The sequence below is a fragment of the Staphylococcus sp. mip270_02 genome, from assembly GCF_054031535.1.
Window position 1 is genome coordinate 1,533,141 of sequence record NZ_CM132934.1, and the last position, 23,781, is coordinate 1,556,921.

Below are 23,781 nucleotides of genomic sequence, written 5' to 3' on the forward strand. Positions count from 1 at the left end.
AATCTACCCCCAATAAAGTCATATTTATAGTTTACCATAATGAAGATGATATAATAAATCTTAAGGAGTGAGACACGTTGGATATAAACAATAATAAAACATTAACAAGAATGAAAATATTAACAGAATTACATGGTGCACCTGGTTTTGAAGGTGATGTAAAATCATATATGGAATCTGAAATGGCGCCTTTTGTAGATGAATTTATTTATAATCGAATGGGCGGCTTTTACGGAGTGAAACGCTCGAAAAAATCTAATGCTAAACGTATAATGGTTGCTGCTCACATGGACGAAATTGGTTTTATGGTGACGAATGTAACAAGCAACGGTATGTTACAGTTTACCAACTTAGGTGGCGTTGCCAATGACATATGGCAAGGCCAAAGGCTTAAAGTAAAGTCACGTCAAGGTGAAGAAATCAGTGGTGTTGTTGCAAATATACCTAAACACTTTAGGTCAGGCAATGAAGGTGCTCCTAAAATTGAAGAATTGTTATTAGACATTGGTTCACAAAATAGGGAGGAAGTAGCGCAACGAGGTATTGAGATTGGTGATAGTATTGTACCTGATACTACTTTCACGCAATTATCTGAATTCCGATATGCTAGTAAAGCTTGGGATAATCGTTATGGTTGTTTAATTGGCATCGAATTATTAGAATTACTAAAAGATGTAGAATTGGATTTTGATTTGTATGTAGGAGCTAACGTACAAGAGGAAGTAGGACTACGAGGCGCAAGCGCTTCTGCCGAACTCATTGATCCAGATGTAGCCTTTGTTGTCGATTGTTCTCCAGCAAACGATATGAAAGGCAAGCAAAACTTGTCAGGTGAATTAGGGGAAGGCACTTTAATTAGAATTAAAGATGGTACAATGCTACTAAAACCAACATTTAGAGATTATTTACTTTCGCTTGCTAAAGAGTTTGGTATAGCTCACCAATATTACGTTTCGCCAGGCGGAACAGACGGCGGAGAAATTCACAAAGCTAAGATAGGTATTCCTACAGCAGTCATTGGCGTTTGTGCACGATACATCCATAGTACAAATGCAGTTTTTGATATTAGAGATTATGAAGCTGCAAGAAAATTATTATTGGAGAGTATAACGCACTTAAACCAAGAAGAAATTGAAATATTACAATATAAATAACATAGGAGTGGTACGATGAAGCATTTAGAAAGTGAACAACAGTTTGAGCAATTAAAAAATGGAAAAACTGTATTTTTATTTACTGCAGACTGGTGTCCTGACTGTAAAATTATTGAACCAGAACTCCCTCAAATTGAAGAGAAATTTATTGAATATAAATTTATATCAGTAGATAGAGACAAATTTATTGATTTATGTGTTGAGCATGGCATCATGGGTATACCAAGTTTTCTTGTGTTTAATGCTGGTCAACAAATTGGTAGCTATATTGGTAAAGAGCGCAAATCAATTGAACAAATTGATGCATTTTTATCTTCATTATAAGTCGAGTCATTTTGTGGAGAAACCAAGATCAATTTATAAAAATATATACCCTTAGAACTTACATTTTTTCTGTTCCTAAGGGTACTTTTATTGTAAACTAGAACAAGGCACGTTAATAGGAGTGTTAAACATGAATGTCTTTCAAATGAGAGATAAATTAAAAGATCGATTGAACCATCTAGACGTTAAATTTAGTTTTAATCGTGACGAAGAAACATTACGTATATCTAGATTAGATAATGATAAAGGTGTTACTGTTAAACTCTCTCAGATTGTAGCTAAATATAAATCTCAAAAAGAAAAAATAGTTGATGAGATTGTCTATTATGTGGAGGAAGCTGTAGCACAAATGAATGATGCGACATTATCTAATACTGATGACATTAAAGTAATGCCAGTATTAAGATCGCCAAGCTTTGATAAGAAGGACAAAAGCGGAAATGCATTTGTTATAGATGAACATACTGCAGAAACTAATATATACTATGCGATGGATTTAGGTAAGTCTTATCGTCTAATTGATGAAACAACACTAGAACAAATGAATCTCACTAAACAACAATTAAAAGAGATGGCGCTATTTAACGTAAGAAAATTAGAAAATAAATATACGACTGATGAAGTAAAGGGTAATATATTCTATTTTGTTAATACCAATGACGGTTATGATGCTAGTAGAGTATTAAACACTTCATTTTTAAATAACATACAAGAACAATGCGAAGGCGAAATGTTAGTAGCGGTGCCACATCAGGATGTATTAATCATAGCTGATATAAGAAATAAAACAGGTTATGATGTGATGGCACATTTAACTATGGAGTTTTTCACAAATGGTTTAGTGCCAATTACTTCACTATCCTTAGGATATGATAAAGGACATTTTGAACCTATTTTCATTTTAGGTAAAAATAATAAACAAAAAAGAGATCCAAATGTAATACAAAGATTAGAAGCTACAAGAAAACAATATGAAAATAAAGATAAGAAGTAAGGAGTAAATTTTAATGAATCTTTTTTATAATAAACAAGCAGTAGGAGATGTAGCATTTTTACAAATAGAGCCCGCTAACGGTGAATTTAACTATGAATTTAAAGGTGATGTCGTTGAAATACAACACGAAAATAAAGTTGTAGGATTTAATATATTTAATGCCTCACAAAAATCATCTATAGATGGTAACGGCCACGTTAAATTAAATGAAACATTAGTTAATGAATTACAAACTGCTATTGAAGAAGCTGGATTCACTTATAAGTTAGATACAGATTTTTCACCTAAATTTGTAGTAGGTTATGTTGAGACAAAAGAAAAACATCCAGATGCTGATAAATTAAGTGTATTGAGTGTTGATGTTTCCACTGAAAAATTACAAATTGTTTGCGGTGCAGCTAATATTGAAGCAGGACAAAAGGTTGTTGTAGCGAAAGTTGGAGCTGTTATGCCTAGCGGTATGGTAATTAAAGATGCTGAACTAAGAGGAGTTGCATCAAGTGGCATGATATGTTCAATGAAAGAGTTAGGCTTACCAAACGCACCACAAGAAAAAGGTATTATGGTCTTATCTGATGATTACACAGTAGGTCAAGCATTTTTTGAAGAATAAAAGGAGGTAATGTGCGTATGAGCTGGTTCGACAAGTTATTTGGAGAAGATAATGACTCAAGTGAAGATTATCTTAATAAAAGAAGCCAACGACGTCAAAAAGCTACACAACAAGAAGACCAAGATTCATTACTTCCTCAGAACAATGATGTTTATGAAAGGCCTAAAGGAAAGTTTAGATTTCCAATGCGTATTTTGGAAGAAGCAAATGAAACAAATAACGTAAATAACGATGCAAATGTAGATAACTCGAATACTGAAGTTAATGATAACCATACTTATCGCAAGAATGACGATAATATAAGTGTTAATCACAAACAAAGAAGACGTAGACATATGTATGAAAATGATGTTTCTAACAATGTGGATTCGCAACGTACAAAACAAAATAACACACGTGACGAAGTAGTTTCTGAACCAAAAAGTGAACAGAGAAGTCACAAAGGTAAAAGAATGAGAATTCAGACGGATGTTTTACGCGCAAATGCGGCTTCAAAACATAAAACTAATACACCTAGTTACCATCAAAGTGATTTTAAAGCGAGTGAAGTCCCTTCTGCGATTTTTGGTACAAAAAAACCTAGTCCACTAGTTAATGGCGTTATAAAACAGAATCAGCAGTCTGAAGCTGACTCAAATGATGATAAAGTTAGTTTGGAATTTGATAATACGGATCAGCACGATTCTCATAATTCGAGTTCAGATGATACGACATATTATAACGATCAATATGTCGATGATCTTACTAAAGATAATAATGCTGTGGCATCTTCATCAACTATTGAACAAACAGAAGATAGTGAAAGTGAAGAAGAGAAAATACAAAATAACTCGTTTGATGCAACAGAGATAGCTAAACAAGAACCTCTTGCTAAGCGTGCAAAAATTGATAATACAATTAAAATTGAAAATATATATGCTTCACAAATTGTTGAAGAAATACGCCGTGAACGTGAAAGAAAAGTGCTTCAAAAGCGACAATTTAAAAAAGCATTACAACAAAAACGTCATGAATATCAAGAGAACCAAGAAGATAGTATACAAAAAGCAATCGATGAAATGTATGCAAAACAAGCTCAAAACTACATAGGTGAAAGCTCGTTAGATGCTGAAGATCAAACGACAAATGCTACTGAAATTGATTCGGAAGCATCAGTTCAAGATGCTCCAAATCCTAACGTTACGCAAAATACATCTGACAATCAGCAAGAAGAGGAAATTGACTCAACGTATAATTACGAAGAAATTAATTTAGATAATATTCGGGATATACATACGATCAATGACGAATATGTAAATATTGATACTGAAATACAGACAGACAAAAGTATTACAGAACCTCAAGCAATCGATGATGATATGTCAGAAGATAAGGATGAAAATGTATCTTACGATTTAACCAATACGCATGACAATAAGTCTTCAGATGAGGTATTCAACTCACAATCTAATGAAAGTCTTAATAAAGATACAACAGAAATACAATCAGAAACAGAAGCAAGTCAAAACGCAGAAACTGTAGATAATGACATAGCTGATGCAAATTACAGAGAGTTAGCAGATAATGGCACGAGTGAATTAATTTCATCAAATAATGAGCCTTTACATTCAAATGATGATGATACAAATGAAAATGTAGAAACATCTCAAGAGTCTGAACCCGAAGAAATGGTAAACGGGTCTCTTGAATCTGCTAATCCATCTTTATCAGCTGAAGGTGATAGCGAAGACTCAAACCTATCTCATTCTGAAGAAAATGCAGTAAATGATATAGACGTTAGTCTTTCAAAAGTAGTTCATGATGATAAAGATATTTCACAAGATAAAGTTTCAGAGGAACAAGAAACAAATAATACAGTAGATTCAAAAGTTGATACAGGTAAAGCAACATATCGTGACCAGTCAACTCAAGCCAAATCAGCTAATAAAAAAGGTAGTAAACCTTTCAATGTTGTCATGACACCTTCAGATAAAAAACGTATGCTAGATACAAGAAAAGCACAGAATCAAAATCGAGCTAGTTCAAATATAGAATATGCGACAGAGCATACAACTGAACGTGCAACAAACGATAATACTACTGAACTTAAGACGACAGAGCAACAGACACATACAGAGCATACGGTTTCTTCAGAACATAAAAACAAAGGTGTGACAAATGAATCAGATAATGTTCAATACAGCTCTGCAAAAAGTGAGCTAAATAATACGTCAGATACTGAAGATGCAACATTAACTGATGAAACGTCAATAAATGAAACGGAACATAAATATGTTGAAGCTAAAACAGCAAAAAGTAACAACCAACAATCTGATAAATCAGGTGCGTCTATAGATAGCAATGTTATTAGCAACCATCAGTCAGTTAACCCAAATGAGGACACTGGACAATCTGTCCAAGAACCATTACTAAAACCAGAATCCACCTCACAGCAAGGTGCTTCAAAAACATCAAATGAGAATGAAAATAAAACAACTATACGTCGAGGACCAAATATTAAATTACCGAGTGTAGAATTATTAGAAGCACCTAAACAACATGAAGTAGATGAGTCTTGGATAGAGGATAAAAAACAAGAGTTAAATGAAGCTTTCTATTATTTTAATGTACCAGCGGAGGTACAGAACGTAACAGAAGGACCAAGTGTGACACGTTTTGAATTATCTGTTGAAAAAGGCGTGAAAGTTTCAAGAATCACTGCTTTGCAAGATGATATTAAGATGGCGTTAGCTGCTAAGGATATTCGTATTGAAGCACCAATAGCCGGTACAAGTTTAGTTGGTATAGAAGTACCAAACCAAAATTCAACAACAGTAAATTTACGTTCAATTATTGAAGAGCCCGCGTTTAAAAATTCAGAATCTAAGTTAACTGTAGCCATGGGTCTTAGAATTAACAATGAACCGTTATTGATGGATATCTCTAAAACACCACACGCTTTAATAGCTGGTGCTACAGGTTCTGGTAAATCAGTATGTATAAATAGTATCTTAATGTCTTTATTATATAAAAATCATCCAGAAGAATTAAAATTACTTTTAATCGATCCAAAAATGGTTGAATTGGCTCCATATAATGATTTACCACATTTAGTTTCACCAGTTATTACAGATGTAAAAGCAGCTACGCAAAGTTTGAAATGGGCTGTTGAAGAGATGGAAAGACGTTACAAAGTCTTTGCTAAATATCATGTAAGAAATATAACCGCTTTTAATAAGAAAGCAACATATGAGGATAGAATGCCGAAAATTGTTATAGTTATAGATGAGTTAGCAGATTTAATGATGATGGCACCACAAGAAGTAGAGCAATCGATTGCTCGTATAGCACAAAAAGCACGTGCATGTGGTATTCATATGTTAGTTGCAACACAAAGACCATCTGTCAATGTAATAACAGGTTTAATCAAAGCAAATATTCCAACAAGAGTTGCATTTATGGTATCGTCAAGCGTTGATTCCCGTACCATATTAGATAGCGGTGGTGCAGAACGCTTACTTGGATACGGTGATATGCTTTATCTCGGAAGTGGAATGAATAAACCAATACGAGTTCAAGGAACCTTTGTATCTGATGAAGAAATTGATGATGTAGTTGATTTTATTAAAGAACAAAGAGAACCAGAGTATTTGTTTGAAGAAAAAGAATTATTAAAGAAAACTGAAAGTCAACCGCAGGATGATTTATTCGATGATGTGTGTCAATTTATGTTGAATGAGGGACATATTTCAACTTCATTAATACAACGACATTTCCAGATTGGTTACAATCGTGCAGCCAGAATAGTTGATCAATTAGAACAACTAGGTTATGTTTCGGGAGCTAATGGTTCAAAACCAAGAGATGTATACATTACAGAATCAGATTTAAATGAGAATTAATATAGAGATAAAGGAGTGTTTTTATGACACATTATCATTTTGTTGGCATAAAAGGTGCCGGTATGAGTTCATTAGCACAAATCATGCGTGATCTTGGAAATGAAGTTCAAGGTTCAGATATTCAAAACTATGTTTTTACAGAAGTAGCATTAAAAAATAATGGTATCAAAATTTTACCTTTCAATGCAGATAATATAAAAGAAGATATGGTCATCGTACAAGGTAATGCCTTTCCAGACACACATGAGGAAATTGTACGTGCACATGAATTAAAAATTGAAGTTATTCGCTATCATGACTTCTTAGGTCATATCATCAATCAATATACGTCTGTAGCAGTTACAGGTGCACATGGTAAGACATCTACTACAGGTCTATTATCACACGTTATGAATGGTGATAAAAAGACATCATTCCTAATCGGTGATGGTACTGGCTTAGGTATACCAGCAAGTGATTATTTCGCATTCGAAGCTTGTGAATACCGTAGACATTTCTTAAGTTATCACCCAGATTATGCAATTATGACAAATATAGATTTTGATCATCCGGACTATTTTAAAGATGTTGATGATGTATTTAACGCGTTCCAAGAAATGGCGCAGAACGTGAAAAAGGCTATTATTGCATGGGGCGATGATGAGCATTTACGAAAAATTGAAGCTGACGTACCAGTTTACTATTATGGTTTTTCTAAAGATGACGATGTTTATGCAGATAACTTAAAAATTAGTGAAAAAGGTACTCAATTTGATGTTTACATTAAAAACGAATACTATGACACCTTCCTTTCGCCACAATTTGGCGATCATAACATTCTAAATGGTCTTGCTGTAATTACAATTAGCTATTTAGAGAGCCTAAACGTAGATAATATCAAAGCTGCGTTAGAAACGTTTGGTGGCGTGAAAAGAAGGTTCAACGAGACAAAAATTGGAAATCAAGTGTTAGTTGATGATTATGCGCACCACCCTAGAGAAATTAGTGCTACAATTGAAACAGCGAGAAAGAAATACCCTAATAAAGATGTTATCGCAGTTTTCCAACCTCATACGTTTAGCAGAACTCAAGCGTTTTTAGATGAATTTGCAGATTGCTTAAGTTTAGCTGATACAACATTCTTATGTGAGATTTTTGGTTCTATAAGAGAAAATACTGGTAATTTAACAATTCAAGATTTGATTCAAAGAATCGATGGCGCAAAACTAATCGATGAGCAAAGTGTAAGCATATTAGAACAATATAATAATTCAGTTATTCTATTTATGGGTGCTGGCGATATACAAAAAATTCAACGTGCTTATATGGAAAAAGTTGGTGCCACTTCGTCATTTTAATATGTTTATGTTAAAATGATGGGGGTATTTATATTAAATAACAACATATGATTAATAGGAGGCGTTTTTAATGGAATGGATTTTACCTATAGCTGGAATTATTGCGGCGATTGCATTTCTAATATTAGTAATTGGTATCGTTGTAGTATTACTTTCAGTTAAGAAGAATTTAGATCACGTTGCTAAAACACTTGATGGAGTTGAAGGGCAAATTCAAGGTATTACACGTGAATCTACAGATTTACTTCACAAAGCGAATCGCTTAACTGAAGATATTCAAGATAAATCTGATCGTTTAAATTCAGTAGTTGATGCTGTTAAAGGTATCGGTGATTCTGTACAAACTTTAAATGGTTCAGTTGATCGAGTTACAAACTCAATTACGCACAATATTTCTCAAAATGAAGACAAAATTTCTCAAGTTGTACAATGGTCAAATGTAGCAATGGAAGTTGCTGATAAATGGCAAAACAGAAGAAATCGTAGAGATAGTGCAAATTATAAAGCGAGCAGTGTAGCAAACGATACAAATCATAGCTATACTACACGTGTAGATAACAAATAATTCATATATTTAAAAAACAAATGCACTTAAATGAGGTTTGAAACTTATTTAAGTGCATTTGTTATAGGGGGCATTCAATTATGAAATACTATAATCGAGATAATTATGAAAGAAACTTAGAAAGTTATCAAGTACCAGAATATTTTACAAAAGGTGCCAGAAATGAATTTGTGTATGGATTTATCGTAGGCGCTGTGATTGGTTCAGCTTTAGGTTTAGTTTCCATTAGTAAATCTAGATCTTCTAATAAAAATGTTCCGGATAATAAAGAACAATTTAAATCGAATATTGTTGCACAAAGTGAACAAGAACAACAAGATGCTGAAAATAAATTAGCAGGGTTGAAATCAACTATTACAGAATCTCAAAAAAATCACACTGAAGTGACAGATGAAGAATTAGCAGCCCAAAAAGTTGCCATTCAAAAAGAAGCATCTGATAATGACTTAGCTAATATGTCACCTGAGGCACAAGAGCAACAAGAAGCAAAAAATGGAAATAATAATGATGATGTAGCATCCAATAATTTATCTACTGAACACATTGATCCAGATGCTAAACCAACTGAAGATGAAATCAATGCTCAACAAGACGCTATAAAAGAAGAAACATCGGATAATTCAGACATTAAAACAAACTCTACAGATGATTCAGCTCAAAATGAAGGCGTCAATGGTAAAACAGCGGCAGCAACTGCAGGAGGTGCTATTGCTGCAGGTGGTTTAGCAAGCGCAGCACAAAATAAAAAAGAAGCAATAAATAATGATTCAGAGGTTTCAGAAAACACTTCGAAACTGACTAATGAAGATAATAAAACAAAACAATCAGATAAAGCCGCACCAAAATTAGTAACGCAAGAAACTACTAACGAATCATCTTCTCATGATGGAGGTAAGTCTACAGCAGCGATTACTGGTACAGTTACTGCATCAGGCTTAGCATTAGCAGCTAATAACAAACAAAAAGCAATTAATAATAATCAAAGCATTGCGGAGAATACTGCTAATTTACTAGTTCCAGAGTCGCCAAAGCAAGCTAAACATCATTCTGTGCCAACTTTAATTACTCCAAATGTTGGAAATGCAGTAGAATCAACTGATAAAGTTGATAATAGTGCAGACAAAAGTAATAAAAAAGCAACAACAACAGAAATTTCAAAGCCAACAGCAGCTGAACAACGTGTTAAACAAACACATAAGACTGTAACATTTAAAGATGGTATTATTGTTCATGAAAATGCTACAAGAAATTTAAGCGAACAATCAGTTGGACAAAGTAGTGCAAAGCAAAATACTAATAATTCATCTACTAAATCAAATGATGGTATTCTTAACCATGATGAAGCACAGAATAGTGAAAAAAAGACAAAACCAACTAAAAGTAAATCAACTAAAAAAACGTATACTAAAAACAGACCACAAGTGAATAAGACAGAAAAAGCTGAAAGTAAAATTGATAAAAGAACATTCAATGATTAATTTAATCAATAAAAGGATCCAAGACATAATAATTGTTTTGGATTCTTTTTGTTTACGTTATTTGAAGCAACGATTAGATTATTAATCAATTAATTCTTTGTAATTGATATATTCATAAATTCATTTCTTAACATGCTTGCTTTTCGCTTTTAATTTCTTGTGGTATGTTAAATTTTATACATAGATTATTTAAATTGCTATTATGAAGAAATATTGAAAAACATATAATAGTGTAAAAAAGGTCTAGATATTGACTGAAAATTCAGTTATCATTAATGTTATTCACTTTTAAAGTGATTTTTTTCAATCGCTACTTGAACTTCTAAGTAGTTATTGTTAGAATAACGTTTAACATATATTTTATCGCTTTAAAGCAAAATAAAATATCGCTTTTTAAATTTTTCATAGAGGTGAATAAAAATGACAGACAAATTAAAAGAATACAGAGATGAGATAGTTGAGATTAATGAAGAGATTTTAGGGCTATTATCTAAAAGAGGTAAAATAGCACAAAAAATAGGCGAGGAAAAACGTAAACAGGGCACACTTGTATATGATCCTCAACGTGAAAAAGAAATGATTAATCAATTATTAGATAAGAACGAAGGACCATTTAATGACAATGTAATCAAACAATTATTTAAAGAAATTTTTAAAGCCTCTACTGATTTGCAAAAATCTGAAAATGAAAAACACTTATATGTATCTAGAAAATTAAAACCAGAAGATACTATTGTTCAATTTGATAATGGAGGTATTATTGGAGATGGCAACAAATCATTTGTATTTGGACCATGTTCAGTAGAATCTCAAGAGCAAGTTGATGCCGTTGCAGCTAATTTACAAGCTAGAGGAGAAAAATTCATTAGAGGTGGGGCATTTAAACCGCGTACATCTCCATATGATTTCCAAGGATTAGGTGTTGAAGGTCTAAAAATACTTAAAAATACTAAAGATAAATACGGCTTAAATGTCGTAAGTGAAATAGTTAACCCAGCAGACTTTGAAGTAGCTGATGAATACTTAGATGTATTCCAAATTGGTGCACGTAACATGCAAAACTTTGAATTGCTTAAAGAAGCAGGTCGTTCAAACAAACCTATATTATTAAAACGTGGCTTATCAGCTACAATTGAAGAATTTATATATGCAGCTGAATATATCGCTTCACAAGGTAATGAAAATATTATCTTATGTGAACGAGGCATCCGCACATATGAAAAAGCAACAAGAAATACTTTAGATATTTCTGCTGTACCAATCTTAAAACAAGGTACACACTTACCAGTAATGGTTGATGTTACGCACAGTACTGGACGTAAAGATATCATGATTCCAACAGCAAAAGCTGGCTTAGCAGTTGGCGCTGACGGCATTATGGCTGAAGTACATCCTGATCCATCTGTTGCATTAAGTGATAGTGGACAACAAATGGACTTCAATGAATTTGATAAATTCTACAATGAAATTAAACCACTTGCAGATATGTACAACAGTAAAAAACTTAAATAATAGTTGCAAAGTTTGAGGCAACATTGCTATATAAGGCTGGGACAAATTTAATTGTCTCAGCCTTAATCATTATATTGAGATAGTGAGGGTTCTACTCAACCTTCAGGCCTGGTCAATCTTTTTTTATTTCTTCCAAAAGTATGGTGACGTAATCTTTCTAAATAAATTAGATTTCTGTCCCACTTTTTTTGCATTTTTACAATAATATGAGATTATCTTTAAGCATAATTTATTTTCAGAAATTACATTTAATATCAGTTTATATTTAAAATTGAGTAGTATTTTTATATCTTTAATTCTATCTAATTAGATTATAATGGAAATTTAAAGCTAGTAATATAAGCGGGGTTTTTAATACTATGGAATAAAAAACATTATAACAATTAAAACAAAATGATTTTACATTTTCTAAAAATGTGGTAAACTTTGAAAATGTTATGAAAACAGATTATAATAATAAAGAAATCGCTTTCAAGGAGGAAAATATGACTGTTACAATATATGATGTAGCTAGAGAAGCTAGAGTTTCTATGGCAACCGTTTCTCGTGTAGTTAATGGCAACCAAAATGTTAAGCCTGAAACACGTGACAAAGTAAACGAAGTTATTAAGAAGTTAAACTATCGTCCAAATGCAGTAGCAAGAGGATTAGCAAGTAAACGTACAACAACAGTTGGCGTTATTATTCCAGATATCTCAAATGTGTATTATTCACAATTAGCACGTGGTTTAGAAGATATCGCAACAATGTATAAATACCATTCTATTATTTCAAATTCTGATAATGACCCAAGTAAGGAAAAAGAAATTTTTAATAATCTGTTAAGTAAACAAGTGGATGGTATCATATTCTTAGGAGGTACAATCTCTGAGGAAATAAAAGATTTAATTAATAAATCTTCAGTACCAGTAGTTGTTTCAGGTACTAATGGTAAAGATGAAGGCATCTCATCAGTTAATATTGATTTTGAAGCTGCTGCTAAAGAAATAACAGAACACTTAATCGAAAAAGGTGCTAAATCATTTGCCTTTGTAGGTGGAGATTATTCTAAGAAAGCACAAGAAGATGTTTTAGTAGGATTAAAAGATGTATTAGTTCAACATAAATTAAAATTAGACGAACAATTAATCTTTAATGGAAATGAAACCTATAAAGATGGATTACGTGCGTTTGAATCATTAGCGACTGCAAAACCGGATGCAATCTTATCAATCAGTGACGAACAAGCTATTGGATTGGTGCATGCTGCTCAAGATGCTGGCGTAAGTGTTCCGGACGATTTACAAATTGTTAGCTTTAATAATACAAGACTTGTTGAAATGGTTAGACCACAACTTTCTAGTGTAATTCAGCCGTTGTATGACATAGGTGCAGTTGGTATGAGATTACTTACAAAATATATGAATGAAGAAGATATCGATGAGCCTAATGTAATTTTACCTCACAGAATTGAATATAGAGGTACTACAAAATAATTTATATATTTATTTGTACCAAAATGGGAGTGGGGCCATAAACCTCCTTCTTCAAAATAAGAGAGTTAATCCATAATCGGTTAGCTCTTTTTTTATTTGAAATTTTGCGATTAACTTATTTACTTGCTAGGATATAGTATGGTTCGACCTTGTGTAACTATACATATACAATTACGCCGAACAATAGGCAAGTTATAAAACTGCTACAAAATTTCATGAAAATAAAGAATGCATCAATTTCTATTAAAAATTATAGAAATTGATGCTTATTTTAAGCTCAGAAATTTTTACGTTTTAACTTGATTATTGCTCCCTTATTTAAACCAGTTCAATACTTTTTGAGCCTGTTTCATATTAATCTCACTTATTTCTTTTCTTCGAGGTATTTCTATATAATTCTCTTTATCATCATTCCAATTGGTGGGTAGCGCACAAGTAGCATAAGGTTGCCATTTATTAAGCCATCGTTCTGGAAGATTACCTGTTGGGGGTTGTTCTCCTATCAATGCTAAAAATACATGAGACCATGCACGTGGCACAACTTTCCATATATTATAGCCACCGCCACCAAACATAATAACCTTACCTTGTGTATATGTATCAGCTAGTGATTTAATAATGTATGGTATTTCATAAAGTGTATTCAATGTGCAGCTCATATGTGTGAGTGGGTCAAGATAATGTATATCTACACCATGGACACTTACAATAATATCCGGTTTAAATGATGCTACGACGGGTTCAATGGTTTGTTTAAAAATATCTAAAAAGGACTGATCTTCAGTATAAGGTTCTAACGGTATATTAACCGTATAGCCAAATCCTTTTTCGGTGCCACGCTCTGTATAATGGCCTGAACCTGGAAATAAAAACTTTCCTGTTTCATGTATTGAATAGATTAGTGATTGATCATTAGTGTAGAAACTCCATTGAGTACCGTCTCCATGATGAGCATCCGTATCAATACACAGAACCCGTTGACTGTATTTTTTCATTAAATATGAAATTGTAATGGCAACATCGTTATAAATACAAAAGCCATTTGCACGCCCAGGAAGACTATGATGTAAGCCACCACCTAAATGACAACCGTTTGTTAAGGTACCACTCATAATTTGATCTGCTAAGTTTAACGCACCACCGACGATGCGTGCACTATGTTTATGCATCATTCTAAATTGAAGTGTATCCTCTCCATCTAAGCCATATTTTTTAGCTTCATTTTCATTTAAAATACCATGCGAAGCATGCCTTATTGCTTGTATATAATCATAGGAATGTATTAGCGATAATTCATCATCTGATGCTATTCTGGGTGCTATAATGTGATGTTGCTTTAATTGTCCTAGTTCCATAAGTAATTCTGTTGTTAATTTTAATCTCATTTGGTTAAATGGATGTTTATTACTAAATCGATATTGTAAAAGTTCATTAGCGTAAACATAACCTGTTGTTTGTTGCATATTACTCATATTTTTCTCCCCTTTAAAAGAAAAATCGATTCATGAATCTAATATCATCAAATGCTTGTAATTGCTCAATAGAAATTCTTGAACCGATTCTAGCCATCAAACAATTTGCTGGATGACTCGTAATTTCTGGATCGTCTGTTGCAAAAATCTCAAGGCCCCCATACCCCATAAGTTTTTGCATTAATTTTTTATATTCATATACATCGAGGCCAGAATTTTTTAAATCCCAGTGCCAATAATATTCTGTCGTTAATACAATGTAATCTTCATATTCATCTGCAGCGAGACTTACTTTAATCAATTCGCTTCCTAAATGTAAGTGCCTATAAGCTAAACTGATTTCAATTGCGCCTAATTCTATTAAGTATTCTAAATCACCGTTTGACCATCTTTCTAAAGGGTCAGGATAATGAAAAGTCACATACCCAACAATGTGTTGTTCTTTACGTAATATAAATATTCTACCTTCTTCTAATTCACTGATTTCTTTAACTGCTTCAAATTGATCTTTCGGTGGACGAAAGGCAGATAAACCTTCATCAAATGTCATTGTTTCAAGCTTTCTACATGGAATAGGGCCTTCAATGACAAACTGTCCTTCGTCTAACTGATAGGTTTGGGATTGATACGTTTTAATATGTTTCATTTTTTCACTCCAAACTACCACATGGGTATTCTATAATCAATCTTATTATTTATAGTATAAGTGATAATTGAATAAAATAACATGTAAATGAATTCGCTTACACTAATTATTTTGAAAATTTTGAAAATGTTAGTTATAATAATTTTTGAAGAGACGATTTCATTCAGAGGGGGATTTAAAATGAAAGTAGAAGTATACAAAGGGGAAAGTGGAGATTTTAACCTTCAAGACTATACAACAGAATATAATCAATTTGATTGGAAAGAGGTAGAAAAGTCATTTTCATGGTATGAAACAGGAAATGTGAATATGGCACATGAATGTATTGATCGTCATGTAGATGAAGGTAAAGGGGAAAAAATTGCCTTACATTATAAAGATGATCAACGTAAAGAAAGTTATACTTTTAACGAAATGAAAGCAAATGCTAACAAAGCTGCAAATGTGCTAAAAAATAAAGCTAACGTTGAAAAAGGAGATCGAGTTTTTGTATTTATGCCAAGAACACCGGAACTCTATTTTGCTCTTTTTGGAACGTTAAAAATAGGTGCTATTGTCGGTCCATTATTTGAAGCGTTTATGGAAAAAGCGGTTGGCGATAGATTAGAAAATAGTGAAGCTAAAGTTATAATCACTACGAATGCATTACTACCTAGAATACCAAAAGACAAATTACCACGTTTAGAAACCATTGTAGTGGTAGATGAAGAAGTAGATGGCACTTACGTTGATTTTAATACTGAATTTGAGCAAGCTAGTGATCAATTTGATACTGAATGGCTATCTTTAGATGATGGTTTAATTTTACATTACACTTCAGGTTCTACAGGACAACCAAAAGGCGTATTACATGCACAAAGAGCTATGTTATTACATTATATATCTGGTAAATATGTATTAGATTTTAAAGAAGATGATGTATATTGGTGTACTGCCGATCCAGGTTGGGTAACTGGTACATCTTATGGGATATTTAGTCCTTGGTTAAATGGTGTTACAAACTGTATTGCTGGTGGTAGATTTTCACCTGAAGCTTGGTATGGAATGATCGAAGAATTTAAAGTTACTATATGGTATACAGCGCCAACAGCATTAAGAATGTTGATGAGTGCAGGTGATGATATAATTGAAAAATTTGATTTATCATCAGTTAAAAGCATCTTATCCGTTGGTGAACCATTAAATCCTGAAGTCATCAAATGGGCTAAAGATGTCTTTGGTAAACGTGTACTAGATACATGGTGGATGACTGAAACTGGTGGCCATATGATAGTGAATTACCCTTCTATGGACGTTAAGTTAGGATCTATGGGTAAACCACTACCTGGTGTAGAAGCAACAATTATTGATGACCAAGGAAATGAATTACCACCAAATAGAATGGGAAATCTTGCGATTAAAAAAGGATGGCCATCTATGATGGTTTCCATTTGGAAAAACCCAGAAAAATACGATTCTTATTTCATTGGTGATTGGTATGTATCTGGTGATTCAGCTTATAAAGACGAAGACGGATATTTTTGGTTCCAAGGACGTGTTGATGATGTAATTATGACAGCTGGAGAACGCGTAGGTCCATTTGAAGTAGAGTCCAAATTAGTAGAACATGAAGCAGTAGCTGAAGCGGGTGTCATTGGTAAACCTGATCCTGTCAGAGGAGAAATTATTAAAGCGTTCGTCGCATTACGTCCTGAATATGACGAATCAGATGAATTAAAAGAAGAAATTCGTAAATTTGTTAAAGAAGGATTAGCTGCTCATGCTGCACCAAGAGAAATTGAGTTTAAAGATAAGTTACCAAAAACACGTTCAGGTAAAATCATGCGTCGTGTACTTAAAGCATGGGAGCTTGATTTACCCGAAGGTGATTTAAGTACCATGGAAGATTAAACAAAGGCTAATCCAAAAATAGAACTTGTTATTTTTGAACAGTAAGTTATATAACACTCAACCTAAACTACCTTTATATCTCTTTAACATATAAGAGATATAAAGGTAGTTTTTGAATTAGAAAACAAAATAGTGTTTATGTAATCTAAAGTTTTAATATTACCCTATATTAGTGGAAGCGCTATCTATAAAAGTCGACAACGCAACTTAAGTTGGTTAATATAAAGTATGTAAGGATTTATTTTTGTCAGTAGTATATATGATAAATATATAGTGATTATTGATTTAAAAATTAATTTTAGAAGGGACGAATGAATTTGACACATTTATCTGATTTAGATATTGCAAATCAATCTACATTAAAACCAATTGGGGAAATTGCAAAGAAAGCTGGTATTCCAGCGGATGCATTAGAACCTTATGGTCATTACAAAGCAAAGATTGATATTAATCAAGTTCAACAAAAAAATGGTAAGGGGAAAGTAGTCTTAGTAACTGCTATGAGTCCAACGCCAGCAGGTGAAGGTAAATCAACAGTTACAGTTGGTTTATCTGATGCATTTAATCAACTTAAACAAAATGTGATGGTTGCACTACGTGAACCAGCTTTAGGGCCAACTTTTGGTATTAAAGGTGGCGCTACTGGTGGCGGATATGCTCAAGTGCTACCTATGGAAGATATCAATTTGCATTTTAATGGGGATTTTCACGCTATTACAACTGCAAATAATGCGTTATCAGCATTTATTGATAACCATATCCATCAGGGGAACGAGTTAGAAATAGATCAAAGACGTATCGAGTGGAAACGTGTGTTAGATATGAATGATCGTGCATTACGCAACGTGATCGTTGGTTTAGGCGGCCCGACTCAAGGCGTACCTCGTGAAGATGGTTTCAATATTACTGTAGCTTCTGAAATCATGGCAATCCTCTGCTTAGCAAATAATATAAATGATTTGAAAGCAAAAATTAGTAATATCACAATTGGTTATACTCGTTCACGTAAACCAGTGACAGTAGCAGATTTAAAAGTTGAAGGCGCATTAGCTATGATATTAAAAGATGCGATTAAACCTAATCTTGTACAAACTATTGAAGGTACACCGGCACTTGTACATGGCGGACCATTTGCTAACATTGCTCATGGTTGTAACTCTATATTAGCTACAGAAACTGCAAGAGACTTAGCGGATATCGTTGTTACAGAAGCAGGATTTGGATCTGATTTAGGTGCAGAAAAATTCATTAATATTAAAGCACGTGAAGCAGGTTTTGAACCTTCAGCAGTTGTTGTAGTTGCAACGATCCGTGCTATTAAAATGCATGGCGGTGTAGCAAAAGATAACTTAAAAGAAGAAAATGTAGAAGCATTGAAATCCGGTATCGTTAACTTAGAACGTCATGTTAAAAATGTAAGGAAATATGGACTAGAACCAGTCGTAGCTTTAAATGCATTTGTACATGATACAGATGCAGAAACAGAATTTGTACAACAATGGGCAAAAGATAATGGTGTTCATCTAGCTTTAACTGAAGTCTGGGAAAAAGGTGGCAAAGGCGGCATCGATTTAGCTAATAAGGTATTAGAAGTTATAGAACAACCGCAAACATTTAAACATTTATATGATTTAAAACAACCTTTAGAAGATAAAATCGAAACGATTGTTAAAGAAATTTATGGTGGTTCAAAAGTGACATTCAGTAGTAAAGCACAAAAACAATTACAACAATTTAAAGATAACGGTTGGGATCATTATCCAATTTGTATGGCTAAAACGCAATATTCATTTAGTGATGATGCTACACAATTAGGTGCACCTGAAGGTTTTGAAATTACAATCCGTGAATTAGAAGCTAAAACAGGAGCAGGATTTATTGTTGCACTAACAGGCGCAATTATGACTATGCCTGGATTACCTAAGAAACCAGCTGCTTTAAATATGGATGTGACTGATGATGGTCACGCAGTTGGTTTATTCTAAAATTAGTAATGATTGATATTGTATAAATAATGACTATAGAAAATTATTTACGATAACTAAATTTTAATATTAACGTTAAGTATAAAATATTTTCATTTGGTTTATGATTGATAAAATTACAATGCATAAGGGAGTAGGGGCGAAATCATAGTTGATTGAATGGTTTCACCCCTACTCCCTTAAGTTTAGCTATGGTAATTTAAGGCAAAGAGCTTATTTTGATAATAAGTGTTGGCGAATACTGAACCTTTCAGCTCTTTTATAATCATATTCTGTGATTTTCCCTTCTACTAACATTCGTTTTAATACATAATGTTGTCTATCTAGACCAATTTGTATATCTGCATCAGATTTTAGAGTGCCGTTTTCTTCATATGGTGTATAAAAATAGGGGCTTTGTAATAAACCTACTAAATAGGCCGATTCAGCAATATTTAAGTCTGATGGCGACTTTCCAAATAAACTATATGAAGCTGAAGCTATACCGGATATGTTTGAGCCATTATAATCACGTCCAAATGGTACAATATTTAAGTACGTATATATAATTTCATCTTTGGTCAATAATTTTTCAGCTCGCATTGATAGAACTAACTCATTCGCTTTTCGATTATATGTTTTTTCGTTTGTTAGTAATTGATTCTTAACAAGTTGCTGCGTTATTGTACTGCCACCAGTGGCACTTTCAGTATTAAAAATATCTTGGCCAACTGCTCGAACCAAAGCTTTAGGTAAAATACCATTATGTCTGAAAAACAAACTATCTTCTGAAGCTGTTAATGCTTTGATGACATTTTTGTTAACATTTTTAGGGCCAACAATTAAGGTGTTCATGGATTCGTTATACTCAGTTAAAATATGTTTATTGTCATAATCTATATCTTGGCTACCGACAATGTAAAGTAATTTAAGTTTTAAATCATCATCAGACATATGTATTGCTTCTTTTGTGATACTTTGAAAATAAAAAACAGTAATTGCTAATATTATCACCGAGGTACATGTTAGTATCGCAAACAAGCCGATGAAAATATGTTTCAGTTTTTTATAGATGCTTTCAAATTTATCAAAACATGACGGTTGATGTTGATTTTCAACTGTTTGATGCGTCATATACAGCCTCCTTATGTATGCAATATTATAACATAAATTAACATATTGACTTTTAAATTATAGTTACTTATAATTAGTATCAATTCGATATCGTTTTTTGGATAAAGGAAAAGTAACTTCTTGTGTTATCTTCAGAGAGTTAGTGGTTGTTGTGAACTAACGTTGCGCATTTTGTGAATACACCTTATTAATTAAAGTAATCCAAACGTTTTAGTTAATGAACGTATCATTAATAAAGTTGTTTGACTTAAGTATGGTGGTACCGTGCGCATGCGCCCTTACATTAATTTGTAAGGGCGTTTTTTAATTTTTAACAAAAGTAGCGTTATTGTTTCATAACTTTTATCCGAAGCGAAATCATAAATTAAAACAGGAGGCTGATACAATGGCAAATGCACTATTAGAAGATTTAAAATGGAGAGGCTTGGTTTATCAACAAACTGATGAGTCTGGTATAGAAGAAATATTAAATAAAGAGCAAGTCACATTATATTGTGGTGCGGATCCAACAGCAGATAGTTTGCATATTGGACATTTATTACCATTCTTAACATTGCGTCGCTTCCAAGAACATGGACATAGACCACTTGTATTAATTGGTGGTGGGACAGGTATGATAGGTGATCCTTCAGGTAAATCAGAAGAACGTAAATTACAGACCGAAGACCAAGTAGAAAACAATGTACAAGGTATCAGTAATCAAATGCATAAAATTTTTGAATTTGGTACTGAAAAAGGTGCTAAATTAGTTAATAATAAAGATTGGCTTGGCAAAATTTCTTTAATTGATTTCTTACGTGATTATGGTAAACATGTAGGTGTGAATTACATGTTAGCTAAAGATTCTATTCAAACACGTTTAGAACACGGTATTTCATTTACAGAATTTACCTATACAATATTACAAGCGATTGACTTCGGTCATTTAAATAAAACATATAATTGTAAAATTCAAGTTGGTGGTTCAGACCAATGGGGAAATATTACGAGCGGTATTGAATTGATGCGTCGTATGTATGGTCAAACTGAGGCTTATGGGTTAACAATTCCATTAGTTGTGAAGTCAGATGGTAAAAAGTTTGGGAAAACTGAAGGCGGCGCAGTTTGGTTAGATGCTGACAAAACGAGCCCATATGAATTTTATCAATTTTGGATTAACACGACAGATGAAGATGTAATCAAGTTCTTAAAATACTTTACTTTCTTAGAAAAAGAAGAGATTGAAGCATTGGAAACATCTTTAAATGAAGCTCCTCATTTACGTGAAGCACAAAAAGCATTAGCCGAAAATGTAACACGTTTTATTCATGGTCAAGCTGCTTTAGACGACGCGATACGTATATCTAAAGCTCTATTTGCAGGAGATTTACAATCACTTTCTGCGACGGAATTAAAAGAAGGATTTAAAGATGTGCCACAAGTAGAATTAAATCAGGAGACTACAAATATTGTAGAAGCAATCGTTGAAGCTGGAATTTCTTCTTCTAAACGACAAGCACGTGAAGATGTAAATAATGGTGCTATTTACATCAACGGTCTTAGACAACAAGATGTTAATTATGAACTTACTAACGATGATAAGATTGAAGATGAGTTTACAATTATACGTCGAGGTAAGAAAAAATACTTTATGGTTAATTATAAATAATAATTTTTATGCAGCAATCTATTTGAACATAGTAGATTGCTGCTTTTTTAATCTAGTTAAAATTGTGACTGATTAAACGCTAATTAATATTGATTAGACCTTAAACTATAATAAATTTTAGTTCAAAGTAATTTTTCTCACGCTTGTAATAAGCAGGAGGGCAATCTGTAATTATTGTATGGAAAGCTAGTTAGGCGCAAATTTCATTAAAAAAGGCTATAAAAAATGTGCTAAGGAGGTGAAACCGAGAGAGGTTTGTCAGTCCTAAGCACATTATGTTTAATAATTTACAAATATCTTAGATGGAATTAATTGAACGGTGAACTTTTTTCTTCACTTGAGTCTTCAGAAGGTTGTGATGTTGTTTTTTGTTCTTTTAATGTTACATCTATTTTTTGTTGTTTACCTTTACGTTCTACAGTCAATTTCACCGAATCGCCAGGTTTTTTATTTTCATAAAGATAAGAACGAATATCTGTATCTTCTTTAACTTTTTTATCATCAATTGCTGTAATAATATCGCCTTCTTTAAGACCATTATCACCATCAACTTTTGCTACGTATGCGCCATCTTTACGTGATGTTTTAAGTTGGTCTTTATATTCGTCTGGAATTTCGCTGACATTGAGTAAGCCAATACCAATAGAAGGACGATCAATCTTACCTTTCTCTACTAGCTCTTTAATAGTAACTTTAACTTCGTTACTTGGTATAGCAAAACCAATGCCTTCCACTTGTTCATTAGCAATCTTCATTGAGTTTATACCTACTAGATTACCGTTAATATCTACAAGGGCGCCACCAGAGTTACCTGGATTTATGGCTGCATCTGTTTGAAGTACGTTAACTTTGTTTGAACCAGCTGATGTTTGAGTATCAATGGTACGTTCACTTGCTGAAATAATCCCAGAAGTTACTGAATTAGCAAATTCTAAGCCTAATGGGTTGCCCATGGCAAATACACTATCTCCAGTCTTAACTTTTGAAGAATTGGCAAAGTTGATTGCTTTTGTGCCTTTAGTTTCATTAATTTTTAGCACTGCCATATCAGTTAATGCATCTTTACCAATTAATTTAGCATCTACTTGTTTAGAGTTATGAAGTTGAACTTTGATTTCGCTCGCACCATCTATCACATGATTATTAGTAACGATGTATGCAGAACCATTATTTTTCTGATATATTACACCAGAACCTACACCGGCTTCTTGCGCTTTCGAAGATTTACCTTTTAATAAATCATCTAAGTTTTGAGCTTTTTGCATGTTGATAACACCAACAATTGCTGGAGAGACATCATTAATCATTTGATTGACGGAATTATACTTTTCGCTTTTTCCATCAAGAGTATTTCCACCATTTCCAGTGTTTGATGCTTCATTTACAGATGAGCCATTATCGTTTAATACTGTAGTTTCCATTAGTTTACCGACGCCTAATACAATAAGGGCTCCAATGATACCAGCGACTAAGGCAACTATAACTGTTCTAAACCATGGGAATTTAGGTTTTTGCCTTATCCGTTTATTTGAGGTGTATTGCGTTGTGTTTTGTTGGTAATTTTGATTGTTGTTTGTATTTTGCTCATTGTTAAATTCTGACATATTCTACCTCCAATTATTACTGTATATCCTATTATGAAAGTTTTGTGCAACTTTTTCTAGTATACCACTATACGACTTTAGACTGAAATA

General features: G+C 33.0%; 17 protein-coding genes. 13 read left to right on the top strand and 4 right to left on the bottom strand.

Annotated elements, in window-relative coordinates; translation table 11 throughout:
- The first annotated feature begins 110 nt into the window (after positions 1-110).
- The 10 genes from ACW5YJ_RS07245 to ccpA all read left to right on the top strand — a co-directional run bounded on the left by ACW5YJ_RS07245 (position 111) and on the right by ccpA (position 13,333).
- On the top strand, positions 111-1,154 hold the full coding sequence (locus ACW5YJ_RS07245) for a M42 family metallopeptidase (RefSeq protein WP_398575113.1): 1,044 nt from the start codon (positions 111-113) through the stop codon (positions 1,152-1,154).
- A gap of 15 nt (positions 1,155-1,169) precedes the next feature.
- On the top strand, positions 1,170-1,478 hold the full coding sequence (locus ACW5YJ_RS07250) for a thioredoxin family protein (protein ID WP_017722168.1): 309 nt from the start codon (positions 1,170-1,172) through the stop codon (positions 1,476-1,478).
- Positions 1,479-1,608: 130 nt separating this feature from the next.
- Positions 1,609-2,472 carry a DUF1444 domain-containing protein gene (locus ACW5YJ_RS07255; protein WP_017722167.1) on the top strand — a complete coding sequence of 288 codons (864 nt, stop codon included), beginning with the start codon at positions 1,609-1,611 and terminating at the stop codon, positions 2,470-2,472.
- A gap of 13 nt (positions 2,473-2,485) precedes the next feature.
- On the top strand, positions 2,486-3,085 hold the full coding sequence (ytpR, locus tag ACW5YJ_RS07260; RefSeq protein WP_017722166.1) for a YtpR family tRNA-binding protein: 600 nt from the start codon (positions 2,486-2,488) through the stop codon (positions 3,083-3,085).
- A gap of 17 nt (positions 3,086-3,102) precedes the next feature.
- Positions 3,103-6,966: a DNA translocase FtsK gene (locus ACW5YJ_RS07265; protein WP_171915724.1), complete on the top strand. Its 3,864-nt coding sequence runs from the start codon at positions 3,103-3,105 to the stop codon at positions 6,964-6,966.
- A gap of 23 nt (positions 6,967-6,989) precedes the next feature.
- Positions 6,990-8,303, top strand: a complete 1,314-nt coding sequence (murC, locus tag ACW5YJ_RS07270; RefSeq protein WP_017722164.1) for a UDP-N-acetylmuramate--L-alanine ligase — start codon at positions 6,990-6,992, stop codon at positions 8,301-8,303.
- Between the two features lie 70 nt (positions 8,304-8,373).
- Positions 8,374-8,868, top strand: a complete 495-nt coding sequence (locus tag ACW5YJ_RS07275; protein ID WP_017722163.1) for a DUF948 domain-containing protein — start codon at positions 8,374-8,376, stop codon at positions 8,866-8,868.
- 80 nt (positions 8,869-8,948) lie between these two features.
- On the top strand, positions 8,949-10,346 hold the full coding sequence (locus ACW5YJ_RS07280) for a hypothetical protein (protein ID WP_017722162.1): 1,398 nt from the start codon (positions 8,949-8,951) through the stop codon (positions 10,344-10,346).
- Between the two features lie 420 nt (positions 10,347-10,766).
- A complete protein-coding gene (locus ACW5YJ_RS07285; protein WP_017722161.1) occupies positions 10,767-11,858 on the top strand; it encodes a bifunctional 3-deoxy-7-phosphoheptulonate synthase/chorismate mutase in 1,092 nt (363 codons plus the stop codon).
- Positions 11,859-12,343: 485 nt separating this feature from the next.
- On the top strand, positions 12,344-13,333 hold the full coding sequence (ccpA, locus tag ACW5YJ_RS07290) for a catabolite control protein A (protein ID WP_107551384.1): 990 nt from the start codon (positions 12,344-12,346) through the stop codon (positions 13,331-13,333).
- A gap of 314 nt (positions 13,334-13,647) precedes the next feature.
- On the opposite strand, the gene ACW5YJ_RS07295 is transcribed toward ccpA, so the two are convergent.
- Positions 13,648-14,805, bottom strand: a complete 1,158-nt coding sequence (locus tag ACW5YJ_RS07295; protein ID WP_017722159.1) for an acetoin utilization protein AcuC — start codon at positions 14,803-14,805, stop codon at positions 13,648-13,650.
- A 13-nt stretch (positions 14,806-14,818) separates the two neighbouring features.
- The gene (locus tag ACW5YJ_RS07300) at positions 14,819-15,451 is read right to left on the bottom strand and encodes a GNAT family N-acetyltransferase (protein WP_171915507.1); all 633 of its coding nucleotides are present in this window, start codon (positions 15,449-15,451) and stop codon (positions 14,819-14,821) included.
- Positions 15,452-15,631: 180 nt separating this feature from the next.
- Here ACW5YJ_RS07300 and acsA point away from each other — a divergent pair, with 180 nt between their 5' ends.
- Together acsA and ACW5YJ_RS07310 are read left to right on the top strand one after the other, a co-directional pair.
- Positions 15,632-17,341, top strand: a complete 1,710-nt coding sequence (gene acsA / locus ACW5YJ_RS07305) for an acetate--CoA ligase (protein WP_426432693.1) — start codon at positions 15,632-15,634, stop codon at positions 17,339-17,341.
- A 317-nt stretch (positions 17,342-17,658) separates the two neighbouring features.
- Entirely contained in the window at positions 17,659-19,326 is a 1,668-nt protein-coding gene (locus tag ACW5YJ_RS07310) for a formate--tetrahydrofolate ligase (protein ID WP_171915443.1), read from the top strand.
- 213 nt (positions 19,327-19,539) lie between these two features.
- On the opposite strand, the gene ACW5YJ_RS07315 is transcribed toward ACW5YJ_RS07310, so the two are convergent.
- Positions 19,540-20,439 carry a biosynthetic peptidoglycan transglycosylase gene (locus ACW5YJ_RS07315; RefSeq protein WP_017722155.1) on the bottom strand — a complete coding sequence of 300 codons (900 nt, stop codon included), beginning with the start codon at positions 20,437-20,439 and terminating at the stop codon, positions 19,540-19,542.
- Positions 20,440-20,824: 385 nt separating this feature from the next.
- On the opposite strand from ACW5YJ_RS07315, the gene tyrS reads away from it, so the two are divergent.
- Entirely contained in the window at positions 20,825-22,087 is a 1,263-nt protein-coding gene (tyrS, locus tag ACW5YJ_RS07320; RefSeq protein WP_135092725.1) for a tyrosine--tRNA ligase, read from the top strand.
- 308 nt (positions 22,088-22,395) lie between these two features.
- Here the strand turns inward: tyrS and ACW5YJ_RS07325 are convergent, their stop codons facing one another.
- On the bottom strand, positions 22,396-23,691 hold the full coding sequence (locus ACW5YJ_RS07325) for a S1C family serine protease (RefSeq protein WP_119603616.1): 1,296 nt from the start codon (positions 23,689-23,691) through the stop codon (positions 22,396-22,398).
- Positions 23,692-23,781: the final 90 nt, after the last annotated feature.

Excerpts from the sequence above, each read along its gene's own strand:
- ACW5YJ_RS07250 (WP_017722168.1), top strand. The coding sequence starts at position 1,170 with ATGAAGCATTTAGAAAGTGAACAACAGTTTGAGCAATTAAAAAATGGA.
- ACW5YJ_RS07315 (WP_017722155.1), bottom strand. The coding sequence starts at position 20,439 with ATGACGCATCAAACAGTTGAAAATCAACATCAACCGTCATGTTTTGAT.
- ACW5YJ_RS07280 (WP_017722162.1), top strand. The coding sequence starts at position 8,949 with ATGAAATACTATAATCGAGATAATTATGAAAGAAACTTAGAAAGTTAT.
- ACW5YJ_RS07245 (WP_398575113.1), top strand. The coding sequence starts at position 111 with ATGAAAATATTAACAGAATTACATGGTGCACCTGGTTTTGAAGGTGAT.
- ccpA (WP_107551384.1), top strand. The coding sequence starts at position 12,344 with ATGACTGTTACAATATATGATGTAGCTAGAGAAGCTAGAGTTTCTATG.
- ACW5YJ_RS07300 (WP_171915507.1), bottom strand. The coding sequence starts at position 15,451 with ATGAAACATATTAAAACGTATCAATCCCAAACCTATCAGTTAGACGAA.
- ACW5YJ_RS07255 (WP_017722167.1), top strand. The coding sequence starts at position 1,609 with ATGAATGTCTTTCAAATGAGAGATAAATTAAAAGATCGATTGAACCAT.
- murC (WP_017722164.1), top strand. The coding sequence starts at position 6,990 with ATGACACATTATCATTTTGTTGGCATAAAAGGTGCCGGTATGAGTTCA.
- ACW5YJ_RS07265 (WP_171915724.1), top strand. The coding sequence starts at position 3,103 with ATGAGCTGGTTCGACAAGTTATTTGGAGAAGATAATGACTCAAGTGAA.
- ACW5YJ_RS07295 (WP_017722159.1), bottom strand. The coding sequence starts at position 14,805 with ATGAGTAATATGCAACAAACAACAGGTTATGTTTACGCTAATGAACTT.
- ACW5YJ_RS07285 (WP_017722161.1), top strand. The coding sequence starts at position 10,767 with ATGACAGACAAATTAAAAGAATACAGAGATGAGATAGTTGAGATTAAT.
- ytpR (WP_017722166.1), top strand. The coding sequence starts at position 2,486 with ATGAATCTTTTTTATAATAAACAAGCAGTAGGAGATGTAGCATTTTTA.
- tyrS (WP_135092725.1), top strand. The coding sequence starts at position 20,825 with ATGGCAAATGCACTATTAGAAGATTTAAAATGGAGAGGCTTGGTTTAT.
- ACW5YJ_RS07275 (WP_017722163.1), top strand. The coding sequence starts at position 8,374 with ATGGAATGGATTTTACCTATAGCTGGAATTATTGCGGCGATTGCATTT.
- acsA (WP_426432693.1), top strand. The coding sequence starts at position 15,632 with ATGAAAGTAGAAGTATACAAAGGGGAAAGTGGAGATTTTAACCTTCAA.
- ACW5YJ_RS07325 (WP_119603616.1), bottom strand. The coding sequence starts at position 23,691 with ATGTCAGAATTTAACAATGAGCAAAATACAAACAACAATCAAAATTAC.